Source organism: Mycobacterium attenuatum (genome assembly GCF_900566085.1).
GTDB classification, from domain to species: Bacteria; Actinomycetota; Actinomycetes; order Mycobacteriales; family Mycobacteriaceae; genus Mycobacterium; species Mycobacterium attenuatum.
Genome location: NZ_UPHT01000103.1, coordinates 1 through 21974 on the forward strand (window position 1 = coordinate 1; position 21974 = coordinate 21974).

The 21974-nt window shown below is 65.5% G+C and carries 20 protein-coding genes and 2 pseudogenes; 11 read left to right on the forward strand and 11 right to left on the reverse strand.

The genetic code is table 11. The annotated features are described in order from the left end of the window. The 3 genes and pseudogenes from EET13_RS17280 to EET13_RS17290 all read left to right on the forward strand — a co-directional run. Positions 1-143: pseudogene (locus EET13_RS17280) on the forward strand (beta-ketoacyl-ACP synthase); the annotation flags it as partial. Positions 144-179: 36 nt separating this feature from the next. Then, positions 180-1610 (forward strand): acyl-CoA carboxylase subunit beta, encoded by a 1431-nt coding sequence (locus tag EET13_RS17285; RefSeq protein ID WP_122443432.1) that lies wholly within the window; start codon positions 180-182, stop codon positions 1608-1610. Positions 1611-1733: 123 nt separating this feature from the next. After that, positions 1734-2621, forward strand: a complete 888-nt coding sequence (locus EET13_RS17290; protein WP_211186456.1) for a hypothetical protein — start codon at positions 1734-1736, stop codon at positions 2619-2621. Between the two features lie 75 nt (positions 2622-2696). Here EET13_RS17290 and EET13_RS17295 read toward each other — a convergent pair whose 3' ends face one another. The 4 genes from EET13_RS17295 to EET13_RS17310 all read right to left on the reverse strand — a co-directional run bounded on the left by EET13_RS17295 (position 2697) and on the right by EET13_RS17310 (position 7195). Then, positions 2697-4277, reverse strand: a complete 1581-nt coding sequence (locus EET13_RS17295) for an FAD-dependent monooxygenase (RefSeq protein WP_122443433.1) — start codon at positions 4275-4277, stop codon at positions 2697-2699. A gap of 100 nt (positions 4278-4377) precedes the next feature. Next, positions 4378-5019, reverse strand: coding sequence for a TetR/AcrR family transcriptional regulator (locus EET13_RS17300; protein ID WP_122443434.1), 642 nt, complete (start codon positions 5017-5019; stop codon positions 4378-4380). Between the two features lie 59 nt (positions 5020-5078). After that, complete coding sequence (locus EET13_RS17305) at positions 5079-6626, reverse strand: glycerol-3-phosphate dehydrogenase/oxidase (protein WP_122443435.1); 1548 nt, start codon at positions 6624-6626, stop codon at positions 5079-5081. Next, positions 6626-7195: a TetR/AcrR family transcriptional regulator gene (locus EET13_RS17310; RefSeq protein ID WP_122443436.1), complete on the reverse strand. Its 570-nt coding sequence runs from the start codon at positions 7193-7195 to the stop codon at positions 6626-6628. Before EET13_RS17310 ends, EET13_RS17305 begins: the two co-directional genes overlap by 1 nt. Positions 7196-7242: 47 nt before the next feature. Between EET13_RS17310 and EET13_RS17315 the strand changes: the two genes are divergently transcribed. The 3 genes from EET13_RS17315 to EET13_RS17325 all read left to right on the forward strand — a co-directional run bounded on the left by EET13_RS17315 (position 7243) and on the right by EET13_RS17325 (position 10403). Continuing rightward, the gene (locus EET13_RS17315; protein ID WP_122443451.1) at positions 7243-8823 is read left to right on the forward strand and encodes an FAD-binding oxidoreductase; all 1581 of its coding nucleotides are present in this window, start codon (positions 7243-7245) and stop codon (positions 8821-8823) included. Continuing rightward, complete coding sequence (locus tag EET13_RS17320) at positions 8820-9770, forward strand: diacylglycerol kinase (RefSeq protein ID WP_122443437.1); 951 nt, start codon at positions 8820-8822, stop codon at positions 9768-9770. Before EET13_RS17315 ends, EET13_RS17320 begins: the two co-directional genes overlap by 4 nt. Before the next feature lie 99 nt (positions 9771-9869). Further along, entirely contained in the window at positions 9870-10403 is a 534-nt protein-coding gene (locus EET13_RS17325; RefSeq protein WP_122443438.1) for an Rv2253 family sensor-like surface protein, read from the forward strand. A 44-nt stretch (positions 10404-10447) separates the two neighbouring features. Here EET13_RS17325 and EET13_RS17330 read toward each other — a convergent pair whose 3' ends face one another. Continuing rightward, a complete protein-coding gene (locus EET13_RS17330; RefSeq protein ID WP_122443439.1) occupies positions 10448-10792 on the reverse strand; it encodes a hypothetical protein in 345 nt (114 codons plus the stop codon). Between the two features lie 992 nt (positions 10793-11784). On the opposite strand from EET13_RS17330, the gene EET13_RS17340 reads away from it, so the two are divergent. Beyond that, on the forward strand, positions 11785-13332 hold the full coding sequence (locus EET13_RS17340; protein ID WP_122443441.1) for a cellulase family glycosylhydrolase: 1548 nt from the start codon (positions 11785-11787) through the stop codon (positions 13330-13332). A gap of 72 nt (positions 13333-13404) precedes the next feature. Here EET13_RS17340 and EET13_RS17345 read toward each other — a convergent pair whose 3' ends face one another. The 3 genes from EET13_RS17345 to EET13_RS17355 all read right to left on the reverse strand — a co-directional run bounded on the left by EET13_RS17345 (position 13405) and on the right by EET13_RS17355 (position 15987). Then, positions 13405-13917 carry a DUF3145 domain-containing protein gene (locus EET13_RS17345; protein ID WP_122443442.1) on the reverse strand — a complete coding sequence of 171 codons (513 nt, stop codon included), beginning with the start codon at positions 13915-13917 and terminating at the stop codon, positions 13405-13407. A 143-nt stretch (positions 13918-14060) separates the two neighbouring features. After that, positions 14061-14879: a serine hydrolase domain-containing protein gene (locus EET13_RS17350; protein WP_122443443.1), complete on the reverse strand. Its 819-nt coding sequence runs from the start codon at positions 14877-14879 to the stop codon at positions 14061-14063. Between the two features lie 13 nt (positions 14880-14892). Continuing rightward, positions 14893-15987, reverse strand: a complete 1095-nt coding sequence (locus EET13_RS17355) for a class I SAM-dependent methyltransferase (RefSeq protein ID WP_122443444.1) — start codon at positions 15985-15987, stop codon at positions 14893-14895. Between the two features lie 143 nt (positions 15988-16130). Between EET13_RS17355 and EET13_RS17360 the strand changes: the two genes are divergently transcribed. Together EET13_RS17360 and EET13_RS17365 are read left to right on the forward strand one after the other, a co-directional pair. Next, positions 16131-17216: an S-(hydroxymethyl)mycothiol dehydrogenase gene (locus EET13_RS17360; protein WP_122443445.1), complete on the forward strand. Its 1086-nt coding sequence runs from the start codon at positions 16131-16133 to the stop codon at positions 17214-17216. Continuing rightward, positions 17213-17839: an MBL fold metallo-hydrolase gene (locus EET13_RS17365; protein ID WP_122443446.1), complete on the forward strand. Its 627-nt coding sequence runs from the start codon at positions 17213-17215 to the stop codon at positions 17837-17839. Before EET13_RS17360 ends, EET13_RS17365 begins: the two co-directional genes overlap by 4 nt. Before the next feature lie 138 nt (positions 17840-17977). Here EET13_RS17365 and EET13_RS17370 read toward each other — a convergent pair whose 3' ends face one another. Further along, positions 17978-18676, reverse strand: coding sequence for an SHOCT domain-containing protein (locus EET13_RS17370; protein WP_122443447.1), 699 nt, complete (start codon positions 18674-18676; stop codon positions 17978-17980). Beyond that, the gene (lnt, locus tag EET13_RS17375) at positions 18673-20157 is read right to left on the reverse strand and encodes an apolipoprotein N-acyltransferase (RefSeq protein WP_168991297.1); all 1485 of its coding nucleotides are present in this window, start codon (positions 20155-20157) and stop codon (positions 18673-18675) included. The genes EET13_RS17370 and lnt overlap by 4 nt, the downstream gene beginning before the upstream one ends. Before the next feature lie 83 nt (positions 20158-20240). Here lnt and EET13_RS17380 point away from each other — a divergent pair, with 83 nt between their 5' ends. Beyond that, entirely contained in the window at positions 20241-21194 is a 954-nt protein-coding gene (locus tag EET13_RS17380; protein WP_122443448.1) for an SDR family oxidoreductase, read from the forward strand. 98 nt (positions 21195-21292) lie between these two features. Continuing rightward, complete coding sequence (locus tag EET13_RS17385; protein ID WP_122443449.1) at positions 21293-21703, forward strand: hypothetical protein; 411 nt, start codon at positions 21293-21295, stop codon at positions 21701-21703. An 8-nt stretch (positions 21704-21711) separates the two neighbouring features. On the opposite strand, the pseudogene EET13_RS30945 reads toward EET13_RS17385, so the two are convergent. Next, positions 21712-21974, reverse strand: a pseudogene (locus EET13_RS30945) (Hsp70 family protein); the annotation flags it as partial.

Here is a 21974-nt window from a genome sequence, read left to right on the forward strand (position 1 = left end):
CACTGAACCTGGAAAACCTCGATCCAGAGATCGACTTGGACGTGGTGGCGGGTAAGCCGCGGCCCGGTGACTACCGGTATGCGATCAACAACTCGTTCGGATTCGGCGGCCACAACGTGGCCATCGCTTTCGGGCGGTACTAAACCCCAAGCCACCCCCGGAGCAACAGGAGACCTGCGATGACGATCATGGCCCCCGAGGCGGTCGGCGAGTCGCTCGACCCCCGCGATCCGCTGCTGCGACTGAGCACCTTCTTCGACGACGGCAGCGTGGAGCTGCTGCATGAGCGTGACCGCTCTGGCGTACTGGCCGCTTCGGGCACCGTGAACGGCGTGCGCGCCATCGCGTTCTGCACCGACGGCACCGTGATGGGCGGCGCCATGGGCACCGAAGGCTGCCGGCACATCGTCAACGCCTACGACACCGCCATCGAAGAACAGAGCCCCATCGTGGGCATCTGGCACTCCGGTGGTGCCCGGTTGGCTGAAGGGGTGCGGGCGCTGCACGCCGTCGGCACCGTGTTCGAGGCCATGATCCGCGCGTCGGGCTACATCCCGCAGATCTCGGTGGTCGTCGGTTTCGCCGCCGGCGGTGCTGCCTACGGTCCGGCGCTGACCGATGTCATCGTCATGGCCCCGGAAAGCCGGGTGTTCGTCACCGGACCGGATGTGGTCCGCAGCGTCACCGGTGAGGACGTGGACATGGCGTCCCTCGGCGGCCCGGACACCCACCACAAGAAGTCCGGGGTGTGCCACATCGTCGCCGACGACGAGCTCGACGCCTATGAGCGCGGCCGTCGGTTGGTCGGATTGTTGTGCCAGCAAGGGCATTTCGACCGCAGCAAGGCCGAAGCCGGTGACAGCGACCTGCATGAGTTGTTGCCCGAATCGTCGCGGCGGGCCTACGACGTGCACCCCATCGTCAACGCGCTGCTCGACTCGGAACAAGGTCGGACCACGTTCGAGGAGTTCCAGGCCAAGTGGGCACCGTCGATGGTGATCGGCCTGGGCCGGCTGTCGGGGCGCACGGTCGGGGTGCTGGCCAACAACCCGCTGCGGCTGGGGGGTTGCTTGAACTCCGAAAGTGCCGAGAAGGCAGCGCGTTTCGTGCGGCTCTGCGACGCCTTCGGCATTCCGCTGGTGGTGATCGTCGATGTGCCCGGCTACCTGCCCGGTGTCGACCAGGAGTGGGGCGGCGTGGTGCGCCGCGGCGCCAAACTGCTGCACGCCTTTGGCGAGGCCACCGTGCCGCGAGTCACGTTGGTCACCCGAAAGATCTACGGCGGGGCCTACATCGCGATGAACTCCCGGTCGCTGAACGCCACCAAGGTGTTCGCCTGGCCGGACGCCGAGGTCGCGGTGATGGGCGCCAAAGCGGCCGTCGGCATCCTGCACAAGAAGAAGCTGGCCGCCGCGCCCGAGCATGAACGCGAAGCGCTGCACGACGAGTTGGCGGCCGAGCATGAGCGCATCGCCGGCGGCGTGGACAGCGCCATCGAAATCGGTGTGGTCGACGAGAAAATCGACCCGGCGCACACGCGCAGCAAGCTTACCGAGGCGCTGGCCCAGGCACCGGCACGGCGCGGCCGGCACAAGAACATCCCGCTCTAGTCCAGCCGCGAGCAGACACGGAATCGCATGCGTGCGATGCACGCAGTGCGACTCTGTGTCTGCTTGCCGCAGTTATCCCCAGCGTGACTGGCCTAGGCCAGCTGCTCCCCGCATGCTGTCCCAGTGCACCCTGGAGCGTTGGCGCTGCTGGAGAAGGTCGGCGGATTCGCCACCACCGCGCAACTGCTAACGGTCATGACGCGCCAACAGCTCGACGTCCAAGTCAGCAACGGTGGCCTCGTGCGCGTGTGGTACGGGGTCTACTCAGCCCGAACGCCAGATCTGCTGGAACGCTTGGCCGCACTTGACGTCTTCATGGGGCAACGAGCCGTGGCTTGCCTGGGCACTGCGGCCGCGTTGTACGGATTCGACACGGAGAACACCACTGCCATCCATGTGCTCGACCCCGGCGTACGGATGCGGCCAACTGTTGGTTTGATGGTCCACCAACGCACCGGCGCCCGGCTGCAACGGGTGTCAGGCCGGCTGGCAACCGCCCCGGCCTGGACCGCCGTCGAGGTCGCAAGACAACTGCGCCGTCCCCGGGCGCTGGCCACCCTGGACGCCGCGCTGCGTTCAATGCGGTGCACTCGCAGCGAAATTGAAAGTGCCGTGATCGAACAGCGAGGGCGCCGAGGAATCGTCGCGGTGCGCGACCTGTTGCCTGTGGCCGACCAGCGTGCGGAATCGGCTATGGAGAGTGAAGTTCGGCTCGTCATCATCGACCACGGGTTGCCTGTACCGGAACTGCAATATCCGATCTACGGCCCCGCCGGCGAGCTATGGCGGCTCGACTTCGCTTGGCCTGAAATGCGTCTGGCGGCCGAGTACGAAAGCGTTGAGTGGCATGTAGGGCGCGGCGAGATGCTGCGGGACAAAACACGGTGGGCCAAGATCCAGGAACTCGGGTGGACGATTATCCCGATTGTCGTCAGCGACGTGAGACGGGAGCCCTACCGCCTGGCCCAGCGAATCGCAAGCCACCTGAACCGCGCGCGCATGGTTGGCTGATACCTGGCTCACACCGGCGAGCAGACACAGAATCGCACGCCGCCGGCCCACGCAATGCGATTGTGCGTCTGCTCGTCAACGGCAAAGAATCCTCGAAAGCGCTTGGCGCAGAACGCCAGTAGGGTCAGCTGGAAACTCCCCGCACCGCAGGCCGACGAAATCGTCCGGGCGTACCAGCAGCGCTCCGCCCGGCGCGAGCCGCGTCGCCGCGAACCACGCCTCGTCGCCCAGGCACTGCGTCGCGATCGGCACGCCGAGGGCATGCGACACCGCCGCCGCAGCCTCACGCCAGCGCTCGTCCCCGGTGAGCAGGGAGAATCCGGGTCCGAGCAGATCCAGCGTCGAAACACGCTGTCCGCCTTGCCATATCCACAGATGCGGTACCCGGGTGCCGGGCTGCCCGCACAATTCGTCCACCAGATGCACCTCGTCCGGGTCCACCGCCGGCTGGCCCGTGACCACCGCCGCCGAGTGATAGCGATAACCGATCAGCAACTGGAACATCGAGCACTCTTCGCCGGCGGGCAACCGGGGTCGGTCGGCGTCCAACTCGAGCAGGGCGACGGTCGGGCCGGTGAGGGACTGGCGCGCCGCGAATCGGCCGACCGGGTGACGCTCGGCGTGATAGGTGGCCAACAGCCCCGGACCGGCGGTTCCCTGCAGGACGGCAGCCAGCTTCCAGGCCAGGTTGTGTGCGCTCTGGATTGCGAAGTTGGCTCCCCCGGCCTTGAACGGCGGCATCGTGTGCGCCGAATCACCGACCAGAAGTGCACGACCACAGCAGAATTGGTCGGCCACCTGTTCGTAAGGTTGCCACGACGCAACTTCGATGATCTGCACGTCGAGCCGTTCACCGATGGCCGCGGCCAGCAGATTGCGGCAGCGCTGTGGCGTAAACCGTTGTACCGTATCGTCTTTGGCGGGAAAGTAGGTGGTGATGAACATGCCGAGGTCGTCGGCGACCGCCAAGAATATTCCAGGTGCTTCCGGGTTGGTGACCTGCACCGCATCGCCATCGCTGAGGTGCGAGACGACATGGCGCCACGACGCCCGGAAATAGATGAAGACAACATAGCTGGGCAGCGCCCCGTAGCCAGAGGTGGTGACCGAGAGCGCGGTACGGACCGGGCTGTGCACGCCGTCTGCGGCAATCAGATAGTCGGCACGGACCGTCTGGCGCTCCCCGGACGTCCGGTCCGCGATGCGAGCAGTGACACCGGCCTCGTCCATGTCGAAGGAGACGAGCTCCGTTCCGTAACGCACCTCGCTGCCGCGGGCGCGGGCCGCGCCCAGCAAGATCGGCTCAGACTTGCTCTGTGGGCAATACTGCGCGACCGGTTCCGGGCTCAGCGTGTCCAGGCCGGCGAATATCGCATCCATGTCGATCGCCGGACGTTCCTCGGCGCTGTTGAGCGTCGGCTTTGCCAGCATGGTCGAAACGTGCTCGGCCACCGCACGGGTCTGATCGCCCACTCCGAGACCACGCAGGATCTCCAGGCTGCGGAAGCTCAGGTTGCGAGCCTTCGGATAGGTAAATGTCTCGTGCCTCTTGTCGACGAGCAGCGAGCGGATACCGTGTTGGGCCAGTAGCGCCGACGCCGCGAGCCCGCCCACCCCGGCCCCGACGATCAGCACCGGAACATGCGTGTCGCTCATGCGCGCTCCCCTTCGCCATAACGGAACGAATTAGTTCCGCCTGATGTTAGTCTGGCACCGGAGGCAGGGAGATCGCAATTGCTTCGCTGAAGCGCAGGGATTAAGTGCCCGGCGCGATGGCAAGCGGTAAGACCACGTCTTCGAGAACACGCCGGACAAAGACGCGATCGATGGGCCGTCCAGTCATCACCCGCAGCACGTTGAGGCCCATCGCGACGTCGGGTATCAAGCTGAGGTCCCGGCCGGCGGCGACCTCGCCGCGGGCCACGGCATGGTCGAGTACCACCCGCAGCAGCTGCCGTGGCCGGGAGAGGACGAGGTCGTCCAGGGCGGCGGCCAGCACGGGATGGTGCATAGCCGCCGTCGCCACCCCGACGATGATTCGGATGGTGCTCTGGTCAGCATCATCGAAATCCGGCACCGCCGCCACGAGTGCATCGATGTCGCCCCGCAGGCTGCCGGTATCGGGTGGATCGACCGGCGCTCGTGCGCGCCGCCATTGGGCGATCGCATCGGCCACCAGCTCGGCCTTCGACGGCCAGCGCCGGTATATCGCCGCCTTGCCGACCCCCGCGCGGGCCGCGATGTCGTCCATGCTCAGCTGGTCATAACCCTTGTCGGCCACGCCCGTCAGCGCCGCCTCGAGGATGACCGTGTCCAAAGACCGATCGAGTCGCCCCGGGCTCCGCCTCGGCCGCGCGGCCGGCTCCGGACGGTTGTTTGCCACGCGCTCCACCGCCATGGTTTGTCAACCGTTCTGTCGATACGACTCAGTTCCGTTTAAGGTTACTACCGTCCGCCTCAGGCCGGGGCGGCCTCGGCCAGGAACTCCTCGGCCACGTCGACGGCGCGCTCCCGGTCGCGGGGCACCAGCCCGATTCGGGTCCGGCGATCGAGTATGTCGTCGACGTCCAGTGCCCCCTCGTGGGTCACCGCGTACTCGAACTCGGCCCGGGTCACGTCGATCCCGTCGGCGACCGCTTCGGTGGGCCGCTCGCAGGCCGCGGCGGTGATGACGTTGGCTGCTTCAGCGCCGTAACGCGCCACCAAGGACTCTGGCAATCCGGCCGCCGGTCCCTGTGCGCACGGCCCGGGGTTTGCCGGCGCGCCGATCAACGGCAGGTTGCGGGTGCGGCAGTCGCCGGCGCGCAAGTGCCGCAGTCCGATTGCACGGTTGAGTACATCCTCGGCCATGTACCGGTATTCGGTCAGCTTGCCGCCGACCACGCTGATCACCCCCGACGGGGATTCGACGACGGCGTGGTCGCGTGAGACGTCTGCGGTGCGGCCCTCCCCGGTGTCGATCAGCGGCCGCAGCCCGGCGTAGGCGCCGATGACATCGGTCGTCTGCAGCTTGGTCGTCAACGCGGTGTTGACCGTATCCAGCAGGAACATGATCTCCTGTGAAGATGGTTCTGGCACATCCGGAATCGGGCCAGGAGCATCTTCATCGGTCAAACCGAGATAGACGCGGCCCAGCTGCTCGGGCATGGCGAACACGAAGCGGTTCAGCTCGCCGGGAATCGGAATGGTTAGTGCCGCAGTCGGATTCCCAAAGGCGTCGGCGTCGAACACGAGATGCGTTCCGCGACTGGGGCGTAGCTTCAGCGACGGGTCGATCTGGCCACCCCACACTCCGGCGGCGTTGATTACGGCGCGGGCCGACACGTCGAAGGATTGGCCGGTGCGCTGGTCGGTCAACCGCGCTGAGGTGCCCGTCGCGTTCGATGCGCCGACATAGGTCAGGATCCGGGCGCCGTGCTGGGCCGCGGTGCGCGCGACCGCCACCACGAGCCGGGCGTCGTCGATCAATTGCCCGTCGTAGGCCAATAACCCGCCGGCAAGGCCGTCACGTCGCACGGTGGGCGCCATCTCGACCACGCGCTGCGCCGCAATAGTCCGCGATCGTGGCAGCGTCGAAGATGGCGTGCCGGCCAGCATTCGTAACACATCGCCGGCCAGGAACCCGGTGCGCACCAGGGCGCGTTTGACATGACCCATCGACGGCAGCAACGGCACCAGCTGAGGCATCGCATGCACGAGGTGAGGAGCGTTGCGGGTCATCAGGATTCCACGTTCGATCGAGCTGCGCCGGGCAATGCCCACGTTGCCGCTCGCCAGGTAGCGCAACCCGCCATGCACCAGTTTGGAGCTCCAGCGGCTGGTGCCGAATGCCAGGTCGCGCTTTTCCACCAGCGCCACCTGCAAACCCCGGGACGCTGCGTCCAACGCGATCCCAACGCCGGTGATGCCGCCACCGATGACGAGGACATCCAGCGCCTCGCCGTCGGCGAGGGCGGTCAGTTCGGCGCCGCGGCGCGCGGCGTTCAGAGCGGTCGAATTGGGCATCAGGCCAGGTATCCGTTCAGTGAGTAGGTGAGTTCGGCAGCCAGGGCTTGCGAATCGAGGATCGGATTGACGATGTCGACGGACTGGATCGTCGACTGGGCGATGAGCAACACCATGGTCGCGAGTTGCCGCGGGTCGCCGGCGCGGACGCTGCCCGTTTGTTGCGCCAGTTTGAGTCGCGCCGCGAGCCCCGCGATCAGGAACTGCTGGCTGGCCCCGAGGCGCTCGGTGATGTAGACCCTGGCAAGGTCCGAATGCATCAGCGCCTTGATCAAATCGTCGTGCCGCAGCCGATCGGCCACCGCGACAACCTGCCTGACCACAGCTTCCCGGTCGTCTCCGTCGAGGGGCAGCTCGGCGAGCACATCGGTGATGTGGCTGGTCAGCAACGCCGCAATGATCGACCGCGTGTCCGGCCAGCGGCGGTATACGGTCGGGCGACTGACGCCCGCGCGTCGTGCGATCTCGGCGAGAGTCACCTTGTCAACGCCGTAATCACGGATGCAGCTCGCCGCCGCCGCAAGTATGCGGTTCCCGATGTTTTCGGGACCATTACTCGTTGACAGCATATGTAATACTGTAACGCATGACACATCTCGAGGAACTCCTTCCGCCCATGAAATGGAACGCGTGGGGAGATCCCGCCGCCGCGAAGGCCCTCTCCGACGGCGTCCGTGCTCTGCTGAAACAAGTTGTTGGACTTAGCGATTCGGATGAGGCCGAGCTGGATCCCGATCAGGTGACCCTGCGTCCGTCCGCCTTGTCGCAGGCCGACCGGGACGCGCTGGCCGAAATCGTCGGCGCCGAATACTTCCGCGCAGCCGACCGTGACCGGTTACTGCACTCCGGCGGCAAGTCCACCCCAGACATGTTGCGGCGCAAGGCAACTAGCCCACAGGATGCTCCTGACGCGGTGTTGTTACCCGGGGATGACGGCACCGTCGCCGCGATCCTGCAGTATTGCTCCGACCACGGCATCGCCGTCGTCCCATTCGGCGGAGGCACCAATGTCGTCGGTGGACTTGACCCCGACCGCGGCGAATTCGGCGCCGTGATCTCGCTGGATTTGCGCCGCTTCAACCAACTGCACTTTCTCGACGACCTTTCCGGCATAGCGGAATTGGGCGCCGGCGTCACCGGCCCGGAGGCCGAGCGCCTGCTCGGTGAGCACGGTTTCTCCCTTGGGCACTTCCCGCAAAGCTTCCAGTACGCCACCATCGGCGGCTTCGCGGCAACCCGCTCCTCCGGCCAGGACTCGGCCGGCTATGGCCGGTTCAACGACATGATTCTCGGGCTGCGCATGGTCACTCCGGTAGGTGTGCTGGATCTGGGCCGGGTAGCAGCCTCGGCGGCAGGTCCCGACCTGCGTCAACTGGCGATCGGCTCGGAGGGCGCCTTCGGCGTCATCACCAAGGTGCGGCTGCGGGTGCACCGGATACCGGAAACCACACGTTACGAGGCTTGGTCGTTTCCCGACTTCACTACCGGGGTGGCGGCGCTGCGTGCCATCACCCAAACCGGAACCGGACCCACCGTCGTCCGCCTCTCCGATGAGGCCGAGACCGGCGTGAACCTGGCCACCACCGAGTCGATCGGCGAAAACCAGATCACCGGCGGCTGTTTGGGACTCACGCTTTTCGAGGGCACCAAGGAGCACGCCGAAAGCCGGCACGCCGAGACCCGCGCAGTGCTGGAAGCCCACGGTGGAACTCCGCTGGGCGAAGGGCCGGCCCAGGCCTGGGAGCGTGGCCGGTACGCCGCACCTTACCTGCGCGATTCACTGCTGGCGGCCGGCGCGCTGTGCGAGACGTTGGAGACCGCCACCGACTGGTCCAATATCTCGACACTCAAAGTCGCGGTCACCGAGGCGCTCACCACGTCACTGGCGGAATCGGGCACCCCGGCGCTGGTGATGTGCCATGTGTCGCACGTTTATCCAACCGGCGCGTCGTTGTATTTCACCGTCGTCGCCGGACAGCGAGGCAACCCGATCGAGCAGTGGATGGCAGCCAAGAAGGCCGCGTCGGACGCGATCATGGCCAACGGCGGCACCATCACCCACCACCACGCGATCGGCGCCGACCACCGTCCCTGGATGCGCGAGGAAGTCGGCGATCTGGGTGTGGAGCTGCTGCGCGCGATCAAAGCGACATTGGATCCGGCCGGAATTCTCAATCCCGGCAAGCTGATTCCGTGACTGCCGAGAACCCTGTCTCCAGGCAACCCCGCCGGCGCGAGATCAACAAGGTGACCGCGCTGACCAATCCTGTCTCGGGGCACGGCGCCGCGGTCCGGGCCGCACAAATCGCAATCGCCCGACTGCACCATCGAGGTGTGGAGGTCGTCGAAATCATCGGTGACGACGCACAAGACGCGCGTTATCTCGTTTCGGCGGCCCTCGAGAAGGGCACCGACGCCGTTGTCGTCACCGGCGGCGACGGCGTCATCTCCAATGCGCTGCAGGTATTGGCGGGCACCGACATTCCGCTGGGCATCATTCCGGCGGGCACCGGTAATGATCATGCCCGCGAGTTCGCGATTCCCACAAAGGATCCCGAAGCCGCCGCAGACATAGTCGTTGACGGCTGGACGGAAACCGTTGATCTGGGCCGGATTCGGGACCGTGCAGGTGCCGATAAATGGTTCGGCACCGTGGCGGCAACGGGATTCGATTCGCTAGTGACCGATAGGGCCAATCGGATGCGCTGGCCGCACGGGCGCATGCGCTATTACATCGCGATGTTCGCCGAGCTTTCGCAGTTGCGGATGTTGCCGTTCCGACTGGTCCTCGACGGCGCTCGGGAAATAGACTCCGACCTCACGCTGGCCGCCTTCGGCAACACCCGCAGCTACGGCGGCGGGTTGCTGATCTGCCCCAACGCCGATCATTCCGACGGCCTGCTCGACATCACCATGCTGGCTTCTGCATCCCGGACGAGAATGGTCCGCTTCCTCCCCACGGCCATGAACGGCACTCACGTCGAACTGGACGAGGTGACCACCGCACGAGCCAAGACCGTCGACGTCGAGTGCCCCGGCATCAACGTGTACGCCGACGGCGACTTCGCGTGCCCGCTGCCCGCCGAAATCTCCGCGGTTCCCGCCGCGCTGCACGTGCTGCGACCCAATCCCGGGGCGGTGTAACAACTCGATCACCGAACCCGACATCTCTTCTAAACCTGATCAGGTCGATCAGGTCGATCAGGTCGATCAGGCCCGATCAGGCCCGATCAGGGAGGAAAGATGTCCGGACTTCGCCAGATCGCACTGGCCGCATTGGCTGCTACCGCGCTGGGCTGCGCGGCGGTGCCCGCAGCCACGGCGCCCCAGGCGACAGCCGACGACGGTCCGAGCTGGAACGGACAATATGTCGTGACGTTCGGAGCCAACGCGAAAAGCGGTACCAGCGTGGCAGCCAGTGCACCCGAATACGCCCACCGGGCGAAGTACTCCTTCAGGTCGAGCTGCGCGTCGGGTGTCTGCATCGCGACCGTGACCGATGGGCCACCGGCCAAGAACGAATTCATCCAGCGCCCAATCGAATACACCTGGAACGGCTCCCAATGGGTGCGAGAGACCACCTGGAAATGGGACTGCCTGCTGCCCGACGGGACAATCGAGTACGACCCGGCCAGATCCCTAGCGGTATATACACCCGGAGCGTATGGGATCCTCACCGGCGTGTTCCACACCGACATCACCAGCGGCGCCTGCAAGGGAAATGTCGACATGCCGGTATCGGCCAAACCGGCGTTCGAGCCGGACAGCGTTATCTAGCCGCTCGGTGGCGGGTTCGAAACCGACCCGATCACCGGCAGCGGTCAGGTGGCAGGCGCGTCGGGCTGATCGGGCGGGATCGCACCGTCGCAACCGCCAGGCGGTGGGGGACCCGGCAGCGGCTCGTCACCGCCGACGCAATCGTAGTACCACTGCGGGCCGGTCATATAGGTTCGCATCCACTGGTGCCAAAATGACCCGTCGGGATACTTCTCGCCGTCGCACACAGCTAACTCGCCCCAACCCCAACGGCCGCCCGGGCAGTAACCCATGGTCATGTTCGGCTTGTGCGGATCCGGCGGGTCAGCGCTGGCAACCGCAGGAGAAGACACCATCACCGCAGCACAGCCCAACATCGCGGCGCCAAGGCGAGTGAGGTACGACTTCATTTGTGTTTTGACCCTTCGTTAGCGTGCTGAATCCGTTCGGCTGATTTCAAGTCGAGATATGAACATGTGAATGAGCTTGGGCCAGGCAGCGCAAGTAAACGGACCTTCTCCCTAAGGATCAGTTGTCCGGGCGGTTCTGATAAAGGTTCGGCATCGAATCGCCAGGCCGGCCGAAAGTCGCAACATACTCGCGGCAGTTTACGGCACCGAGGGCCGACCGTGTCAACTTGAAGTGGCCCGGTGAGCGGGACACCGCTCCGGCCGGAAAGGCTGTAACGATCCCGCCGCCACACACCAATTTGCTTGCGTCGTATTGGTATATCGCGCGTTGCTCATCGCCGCACAGGAGCGCGGTCGACTCAACGTTGGCAAGTCTCAGGAACGGCGCCGGGTACGCACCGGCGCGGCGCACCGAATCGATGAATTCAATAATTCCCTGTTATCGATGTATAATGTCTTTTTATTAGCATCGGAATCGATCCGTATGATAATGAACAGGTCGACGTTTGAGCGCTGAATCGCGTTTGGCTTGCAACGCTATATATAAGGCCGGGATTTCATGGTTTCCCGTTTTCGGTGGTCGGATCGAGACGTCAGTCATTCGATCGGGCGGGCCACACCAGGCATCCTTAGCCCCGGCCACGCCAAACGTCGACTCCGCGAGCCCTCGATCCCGCCATCCAGGCGATCGCGACGTTGACCGAGGGCGCCGCAGGCGAGACGCATTGGCGCACAAGGACCATGGCGGCGGTAGCGTGCGCCCGCAGTGCACGCCGGCCTCGTCACGTTCCCGACCAGGCGCAACGCTGGCTGGCTATGAGCGCTAACCGATAATTCGTTGTGGTCGTTCGTGTTTCACGGATGTATTCCCCTCGAAAAAGTCAGCGACACATCCTAAGACCGTGTTGTGGCCGACGAGGGCGCAAGCAAGCACACCACATCGTGCGCGAACCGTGACACCTTCGTGCCACAGCGGTGATGATCACAGGCCAATGATTCCCAGACGCTTTCACAAACTGGGGCTCACGTCACTGGAGGGCATGATCCGCATCGACCTTCGCCGCGTTACCCATATGGCCGCAGCCGGTCTGCTCATCTTGGGCTTGACGACAGATGCATCGTGGCGCACTGCCCCACAAGCCGGCGCGATGGTGCCGCCCGGACCGATGCTGCCGCTGGGCGGCGTTAATACGTGGATCACCGACGCCAGCGGACGGGTCGTCGTGCTGCACGGTCTCAACCAGGTATACAAGTTTCCGCCGTACGAGCCATCCGCTGACGGATTCGGCGACGACGACGCGGCTTTCCTTGCCGCCAACGGTTTCAACGCGATGCGGCTGGGCATCTTCTGGACCGCCGTCGAACCCCAACCGCTCACCTATGACGACGCTTACCTCGCCTCGATCGCGCAGACGGTGCAGACGCTGGCCTCGCATGGCATCGTCAGCCTGCTTGACATGCATCAGGATATGTACAACGAGATTTTCCAAGGGGAGGGCGCGCCGGCGTGGGCGGTACCGGAAACGAGGCTGCCCAACCCTCATTTGGGCTTTCCCAACAACTATTTCCTCAACCCAGCGCTGGAAAATGCGTATGCCCAGTTCTGGAGGGACGCGCCGGCACCGGACGGGATCGGACTAGAAGACCACTTTGCACGCGCTTGGGCGCATGTCGCAGACTACTTCCGTAACAACACAGCAGTATTCGGCTACGAGGCGTTTAACGAGCCGTTTCCGGGTTTCGTGTGGGAAGGTTGCCTGAACCCGGTCTTGGGCTGCCCGATCCAGGACCACAAGTTGACGAACTTCTACAAAAAGATCGTGCCGATAATCCGAGCGGTCGATCCCACCAGGTTGGTGTTCTTCCAGCCGAATCAGCTCTTCGCCGCCGGAATCCACACCGATTTGGGCAACGTGATCGACCCACACACCGCCTTCGCGTTTCACGACTACTGCGCCACCGAGAATACGGTGCATGTAGACGTCGGGTGCCCGGTCCTGGACGCGATCACGCAAACCAACGGGACAATCTATGCAAAGTTCTTCCAAATCCCACAACTGATGACCGAGTTCGGCGCCACCGATAACCTGCAGAACATCACCGAGGTGATACAGCAAGCGGACCTACAGCACATGGGTTGGTTGGAGTGGGCGTACACCGGCAACGACCCGACCAGCACCGCACCCAACGCACAGGCTCTGGTCTACAACCCGGCACTCCCGCCAACCGGCGACAATGTCAACACAGCCAAACTGACCGTGCTCGCCGAACCGTACCCCCAGGTGGTCGCTGGCACACCCACGTTCTGGGCATTCCGCAGAGGCAAGTTCCAACTGACCTACTCGACCGAGCGAGCCGACCACCACGGAGGTTTCAGCTCCGGCGAGCAGACAGTCATCTCTGTCCCACCCATCGAGTACCCGAACGGCTATCAGGTCGGTGTCAAAGGTGGACAGGTCACGTCGGCACCCGGCGCCGCCTTGTTGACCGTCGTGGCGGACCCCGGCGCAACCACCGTCGAAGTTGTCGTGGCACCCTGACGGCTAGCGGGTGTCGTGAAGCATCCCGGGGTTAAACCCTCAACGCCGGCGCAACTCTTTCGGTCGAAGTGGCTAACCGACGCCGCGGCTCAACCACGCGACCTCACCCGAGTCGCCACCGTCTCGGTACACCTCGAGCGCCTCGTCCCACGCGGTGCCCAGCACCGAATCCAGCTCGGCGGCCAGGGTGTCAGCGCCGTGCGCCATCAATGCCCGCAGCCGCATCTCCCCCACCATGATGTCGCCGTTGGCGCTCATCGCCCCGCTCCACAATCCCAACTGCGGGGTGTGGCTGAACCGCTGCCCGTCGACCCCTGGGCTGGGATCTTCGGTGACCTCGAACCGCAGCACCGACCACGAGCGCAACGCGTTGGCCAGTCGGGCGCCGGTGCCCACCGGCCCCACCCAGTTGGTGACCGCACGCAACTGCCCGGGCATCGCCGGCTGCGGCGTCCAGACCAGATTCGCCTTGGCCTGCAGGGTCGACGACAACGCCCACTCGACATGCGGACACACCGCCGCGGGCGAGGCGTGGATGTACACCACGCCGGTCGTCACGTCGGCGAACTGATTCGACGCACGCATCTCTTGCTCCTTCGGTTCACGAGGGACGTCTTCCCCAACGACCTGGCGAACCCCAGCGAGCGAGATACCTGCCTGAAATTATTGTTGTCTTGCGTGTCTATTGTGCCCTGTGGGACCGCTGTTGCGCTAGTGTGCAGTCCGCATTAGCTGTACTGGGCCAAGACCGAGTCCGAAACCGCAGGCCACAGTCCCAGAGCCCACTCTCCGAAATCACGGTCGGTGAGGACGACCAACGCCAGGTCCGCTTCAGGATCAGCCCAGATGAACCCGCCCGCCTGACCGAAATGGCCATACGTTCGCGCCGAATTGCGCGCGCCCGTCCAGTGCGGCGATTTGGCATCCCTGATCTCAAAGCCCAGCCCCCAGTCATTGGGACGCTGGACACCGTATCCGGGCAACACCCCGTCCAGGCCCGGAAACTGCACGGTGATCGCCTCGTCGTGCATCTGCCCGGAGACGCTCTGCGGGCGCAGCAAATCGCCGGCGAACAGCGCCAAATCGGCGACCGTGGACGTGGCGCCGAACCCGGCCGCGCCCGTGCCGCCATCGAGCCGGGTGGCGGCCATGCCCAATGGCTCGAACACCGCCTCGGTCAGGTAGCCGGCGAACTCGATGCCGGACTCCTGCTGCACCGTTTCGGCCAACACGGTGAAGCCGTAGTTGGAATACATCCGCCGGGCGCCGGGACGAGCGAGCGGTTTCGCTGAATGCATCGCCAACCCTGATGCGTGCGCGAGCAGGTGGCGGATCGTGGAGCCGGGGGGTCCGGCCGGGGTGTCGAGGTCGACGACACCTTCCTCGACGGCGATCTGCGCGGCACGCGCCACCAGCGGCTTGGTCACCGACGCCAGCGCGAAAGCCTGTGCGGTATCACCGTGGGTGGCCAGCACACCGTCGGGTCCAACTATCGCGGCGGCAGCCGCGGGGACCGGCCAGTCGTCAAGAGCGTTCAGAGCAGCCATGGAGTCGGGCGCTTCACTTCCGGGCGATGTAGTAGTTGTTCAGCGGATCTGACTCGATTTCGCGGACTTGCACATCACCGAACCCGGCGGCGGCGAGCATCGAGGTGGCCACCTGCCGGCCCCACACCGTTCCCAGCCCCACGCCGTCCAGCGCCAGCGACACCGTCATGCAGTGCATCATCGACGTGGTGTACAGATAGGTGCTCAGCGGAACACCGACGTTGTCCTCGAGCCGGCTCGACGCCTTGATATCAACCATCAGCAGCACACCGCCGGGTCGCAGCGCTCGATGGATGTTCGCCAGCACCCGCGCCGGATGGGCTTGGTCGTGGATGGTGTCGAAGGCGGTGATCACGTCGTAGGCGGCTGCTTTTTCGGTGACCTCGTCGAGGTGCGCCAGGTCGTGCCGCTCGAATGCGGCGTTGTTCAAGCCAAGTCGAGCCGCTTCCGCCGCACCCGCCGCAACGGCGGCGTCCGAGAAGTCGATGCCGGTGAACCGGCTGTGCGGGAAGGCCTGCGCCATCAAATTGACCGCATGCCCACTGCCGCAACCGAAATCGGCCACCTCGGCGCCGGCGCGCAGACGCTCCGGCAGGCCGTCGACCATGGGCAAGACCACGTCGACGAGGGTGGCCTCGAACACCTCACCGCTCAACTCGGCCATCAGCGTGTGGAAGCGCGGGTAGTCGCTGTAGGGCACGCCGCCGCCGGCCCGGAAGCAGCCGATGACCTTTTGCTCAACCTCGCCGAGCAACGAGATGAACTGCGTGAGGCGGGCCAGGTTGTTGGGTCCGGCAGCTCGCGTCAGGGCTGCGGCGCGATGGGCGGGTAGCACGTAAGTGGCCTTCTCGGGGTCGTAGTCGACGACCTGGGCGGCGGTCACACCACCCAGCCATTCCCGGACATAGCGCTCATCGAGGCCCGCCGACTCGGCGATCTGGGCGCTGGTCGACGGCGGCAGCTCGGCCATCGTGTCCAGCAGCCCGGTCTGATGGCCGACACTGAGCAGAATCGCCAAACCGGCGCCGTCGATGGCGGCAACAATCCGGTTGCTGAATTCTTCACTGGTTTCGGGACTGGTTTCGGGGCCGGTGTCGGTTGCCGTCATGGTCAGCGACGCTACACCGGGCTGGTGAGGCGCCGAGTCTGCGTTCAGCCGAGCACGCCGAAATGGACTCACTCACCACAGAATCGACGCGCTGCGCGCGGTCTCGGCGAGGCTCATAGCGTCCGAGCTATAGGTTGGAGCCCATGAGTCAGACAGTGCGCGGCGTGATTTCACGGAAAAAGGGCGAGCCCGTCGAATTGGTGGACATCGTCGTCCCGGAGCCCGGGCCCGGCGAGGTCGTCGTCGACCTCAGCGCCTGCGGCGTCTGCCACACCGATCTGACCTACCGCGACGGCGGCATCAACGACGAATACCCGTTCCTGCTGGGCCACGAGGCCGCGGGCACGGTCGAAGCCGTCGGGCCAGGGGTAACCACGGTCGAACCGGGCGACTTCGTGATCCTGAACTGGCGCGCGGTATGCGGTCAGTGCCGAGCGTGCAAACGGGGCCGGCCGCACTACTGCTTCGACACCTTCAACGCCGCACAGAAGATGACGCTGACCGACGGCACCGAACTCACCCCCGCGTTGGGCATTGGCGCGTTCGCCGACAAGACGCTGGTGCACTGTGGTCAATGCACCAAGGTCAATCCGGCAGCCGACCCGGCCGTGGCCGGTCTGCTGGGTTGCGGAGTCATGGCCGGCATCGGCGCGGCGATCAACACCGGCGGAGTGACCCGCGATGACAGCGTGGCCGTGATCGGTTGCGGCGGCGTGGGCGACGCCGCGATCGCCGGTGCCGCGCTGGTCGGGGCCAAGGTGATCATCGCGGTCGACACCGACGACACCAAGCTGGCGTGGGCACGCGAATTCGGTGCGACCCACACCGTCAACGCGCGCGAATCCGACGTCGTCGCAACCATTCAGGACCTTACCGACGGCTTCGGCGCCAACGTGGTGATCGACGCCGTCGGACGGCCCGAAACCTGGAAGCAGGCCTTCTATGCCCGCGATCTGGCGGGAACCGTGGTGCTGGTGGGTGTGCCAACGCCCGAAATGCGGCTGGACATGCCACTGCTGGATTTCTTTTCCCACGGCGGAGCGTTGAAGTCCTCGTGGTACGGCGACTGCCTGCCCGAACGCGACTTCCCCACCCTGATCGACCTCTATCAGCAGGGCCGGCTTCCACTGGACAAGTTCGTCTCCGAGCGAATCGAGCTCGCCGATGTCGAGGAGGCGTTCCACCAGATGCACGGCGGCAAGGTGCTGCGCTCGGTGGTGATCTTATGAGGATCGAGCGCGTGGTCACCCATGGAACTTTCGAACTCGACGGCGGCAGTTGGGAAGTCGACAACAACATCTGGCTGGTTGGCGACGACTCCGAAGTCGTGGTGTTCGACGCCGCCCATGACGCCGTTCCGATCATCGAAGCGGTCGGGGGCCGCAACGTGGTAGCGGTGGTGTGTACGCATGGCCACAACGACCACGTGACGGTAGCCCCTCAGCTCGGTGAGACCCTGGACGCCCCCGTGCTACTGCACCCCGGTGACGACGTTCTATGGCGAATGACGCACCCGGGCAAAGACTTTCGTCCCGTCGCTGACGAAGATGCGTTGCGGGTAGCCGGGCTGGAACTGCGTGCGCTGCATACCCCGGGCCATTCACCGGGATCGGTGTGCTGGTATGTCCGGGACCTCGGCCCCGGCGTGGTGTTCAGCGGTGACACCCTCTTCTCCGGCGGACCCGGGGCAACCGGACGCTCGTTCTCCGATTTCCCCACGATTCTGCGGTCGATCTCCGAACGGCTCGGGACGTTGCCTGGCGACACCGTCGTGCACACCGGCCACGGCGACAGCACCACCATCGGCAATGAGGTCGTCCGCTACGGGGAATGGGTAGCCCGCGGTCACTAGGTCGCCCCTGGTCACACGTCGCCCCGCGGCCACCTTCGCCGCCCCGCCAGCCTCCGCGAAATCAACGTATTGCAGGTCTTTTCTCGCACGTTGCCTGCAAGAGGTCGATCTCGGTGACGGCGTCAGCTCCGGCCCGGTTTAGCGCCCCTGAAGAATCCGACGCTTCTCGGACTCGAACTCGCTTTCGGTCAGCGCACCTGAATCACGCAGCGCGGCAATTGTTTTGAGACGCTCGAGCTTGACCCCCTGATCGCTGGGCTCGATGGGCACCGACCACCCGGCCGGCGACACCGCCCTAGGCCGGCTGCGGCTCAGCCACATCACCGACAACGCCAGATCCGCCAGTCCGACGACAAAGACGGCGACGAATACCCACACCAGATAGCCGTAAGAGCTCTGATGACCGAAAGCCAGTCGCGGGTTGATGTATCCGCCGACCTGCCCCTCGGTGGTCACGTGGTAGGTGCCTTCGGCCGGAACCTGAACAATCCACACCCGCACATGCGCGTCATTATTGACCGTCGTTGTGCTGCCGATGCTTTCGGTGAGGTGTGGTTGGGGCGCGCCCTCGGGTGGGTCGATGGAGATGCCCAATGGCGGGACAGGCAGGCCGGTGCCGTTAGTACCGCCGATGACGACGGTGTGCAGGCTGACGGTGACTTCGCCCGCCGGCAGGTGGACGCTGCCCGAACCGGGGATTGGCACTTCACCGTAAGCGTTGTACTTGTCCAGAAAGAACGCGTTGAGCACCAACGTGGTGATGAAGCCGGCCACCGAGACCACCAACGTCCCAATGGCCAATGCCAACGAAATCTTGGCGACCCGTCTGCTACTCATCCACGCAGTTTGTCACGCCAGAGCAGTATCACAGCGCCGATCAGCACCACAAACGCCGTCACCGGTACCCAATCCCCCAGTCGTTGGTACGGCGTGGTGCTCGAGTCCAACGGAACACTGATCACCACGGCGCCCCGGAAGTTCGACGGGCACCACGCAAGCCGGTGCCCACGGGCGTCGAAGGCCGAACTGTCGCCGGACAACCCGGTATGCACCGCGGGGCGGCCCGCCTCGACCGCGCGCACTGCGGGCTGCGCGGCCAATTGCGGCTGCGCCCAACTGCCTTGAAAAGTGGAGGTGGAACTCTGATACACCAGCAAGTGTGCCCCCAGCAGCGCTTCGCGGCGCGCCAGATCGGAAAACGTCGTCTCATAACTGATCAGCGGCCCGATGCCGAGGCCACCGGCATGCAGGACCACCGGCCCGCTTCCCCGCTTGCGGTCTTCGGCGGCGGCCTTGCTGTGACGGGTGAACCAACCGACCAGCGGCCGCAGCGGCACATATTCGCCGAACGGCACCAGTCGGGTCTTGTGGTAGGTGCCGACCATACCGCTGTCACCCACAAGTACCGACGACTTGTAGATGCCGCCGCCTGGCGCGGCCGCGTCGACGTTGACGAGGAGCTGCGCGCCCACCCGCCGCGACAGCTCCGTCAGCCGGTCCAGCACCTCGGGATGTGTGCCGAGATCCTGCCCTACGCTGCTTTCCCCCCAGACCACCAAGTCCACGCGCTGCCCCACGACAGTGGCGGTGATCGCCTCGCTGGCCGCTTCCCGGGCGATCGCATCGTCGATGTCGCCTGGCTGTATCAGCGCTACCCGGACCGTCGGGCCGGCGGCAGGCGCCGGACCCAACAGGTAGAACGCCGGTCCTAGTCCCCCGAACGCCACCGCGCCCCCCAGCGCGAGGAACAGCGCCTGCCGGTGCACTATCGCGACGGCGACAGCGGCATTGACGGCGACCACCAGAAAACTCGTCAACCAGACTCCTCCGACGGATGCCGACGCCAATGTGACGGGCTGATTCCATTGCGACGCGCCCAACGGCGCCCACGGACCGCCCAACGCGGGCCACGCCCGCACCGCTTCGGCCGCCACCCACGCGCTGGGCAGCACCACCAGGGAGGCGGCCAGGCGGCCGGCAGTCACCGGCGCCGACAGTAGCCGGTGGGCGATCCATCCCCACGGCAGCCACAGGACACCGAGTCCGACAGCCAAGAGCACCAGCATTGGACCGGCGCTGCCGGCCAGCCAGTACTGGTTGGCGGCCACAAACCCGGCAAGACCACACCACGCTCGCACCGCGCCGTCCCACGAGCTGGCTGCGGCCCGTACCACGAGCAGCAGCGGTAACAGCGCGAACCACGCCAGCCACCACCACGATGGCGCCGGGAAAGCAAGCGCCGGTAACGTGCCGAAGACCAATGCCGCCGTCCATCCGAGGACGCGCCGCCGCCGGCACGCTCCCGGATGCAGGGCCATGGTGTTCAGCATGCCGCTCGGATTCTGCGGCGGCGAGGAAAAGAGGACACTAGACAGGCGCCACGGGAAAAGGAGTGAAACGCATGGCTAACAATCTGATCGCCACGGTGCCCGACCTGTCCGGAAAGCTGGCCGTCGTCACCGGCGCCAACAGCGGTCTGGGTTTCGGGTTGGCTCGACGGCTGTCGGCCTCCGGCGCTGATGTGGTGATGGCAATCCGCAACCGGGCCAAAGGTGAGGCGGCCATCGAGCAGATCCGCACCGCGGTTCCCGACGCCAAGCTGACCATCCAGGCACTCGACCTGTCGTCGCTGGCCTCCGTGGCTGCGCTGGGTGAGCAGCTCAACTCCGAAGGCCGCCCGATCGACATTCTCATCAACAACGCCGGTGTCATGACCCCGCCGGAACGCGAGGCGACCGCCGACGGCTTCGAATTGCAGTTCGGCAGTAACCATCTCGGCCACTTCGCGCTGACCGCCCGGGTGCTGCCGCTGCTGCGCGCCGCACCGGCCGCGCGGGTGGTCTCGCTGAGCAGCCTGGCCGCACGGCGTGGCCGTATCCACTTCGACGACTTGCAATTCGACAAGTCTTACGCCCCCATGGCGGCCTACGGGCAGTCGAAGTTGGCGGTGCTGATGTTCGCTCGCGAGCTGGACCGCCGCAGCCGCGAGGCCGGCTGGCGAATCATGTCCAATGCCGCGCATCCCGGGCTGACCAAGACCAACCTGCAAATCAGCGGACCTTCGCACGGCCGGGACAAGCCGGCCTTGATGCAGCGGCTGTACACGGCGTCGTGGCGGTTCACTCCGTTCTTGTGGCAGGAGATCGACGAAGGGATGCTGCCCGCACTGTATGCGGCCGCAGCGCCGCAGGCCGAGGGCGGCGTGTTCTATGGCCCCCGGGGCTTCTACGAGGCAGCCGGCGGCGGCGTGACCGAGGCCAAGGTGCCCGCCCGGGCCCGCAACGAGGATGACTGCCGGCGTCTCTGGGAGGTCTCCGAACGTCTCACGGGTGTCAGCTACCCGACGCCGAGCTGATACCGCGGCGGTACCGGCAAGCGTTTCGAACCGGCGCCGCACTGGGTAACCGGAGTCGAGGGGTCGGTCACAAACTGCAACTGCAAAGGGGCACGGGTATGACTGCGCATGACGAGCAGGCCGCCGGCCGGAGCGACGACACACAACAGGCCGGTAGCAGCAGCGATGGTGGAAAACTGAACACCTCCGAGGTCCCGGAACCCAACGACGAAGCCAAACAAGCAGCGGCCGAAATGATGACCGCCTACGAGGACCGGCCGACATTGGTGTTGCCCGGTTCCGGCAAGACCATCACCGGCACGGCCGTTGGCGACTGGCTCGACGAAAACGGCCATCCCCGCTACGCCGACGACAAGGATTCGCCGGCGGCAAAAGCCAAAGCAGACAACCAAGAAACGGACGAAGACAAACAGGTCGCCGACAACGTGGACAAGGACAAGGCCTACAACGAGGAAATTCTCAAGGCCTCCCATCCAGCCCATTCAGCCCCCGAGTCAGCGACGGGCTAGACGACGCGCTAATGCGCTGCCTGGCCGGGGATGGGCTGACCTAGCCCGGGAATTTGCGGTGGCTGCGGAAAGCCGATACCGGGGATCTGGGGGATTGCTGGAATCGGCGGTATCTGCGGCACAGCCGGAGGCTGCACGGCGGGCGGCTGCGTGGTTGCCGGGGGTTGGCTGGTTGCCGGCGGCTGAGTGCTGGCGGGCGGCTGCGTGGTGGCTGGAGTCGTGTTCGCCGGCGGCGGGGTGGGCGTGGGCGTGGCTGTCGTCGGGGCTGGCG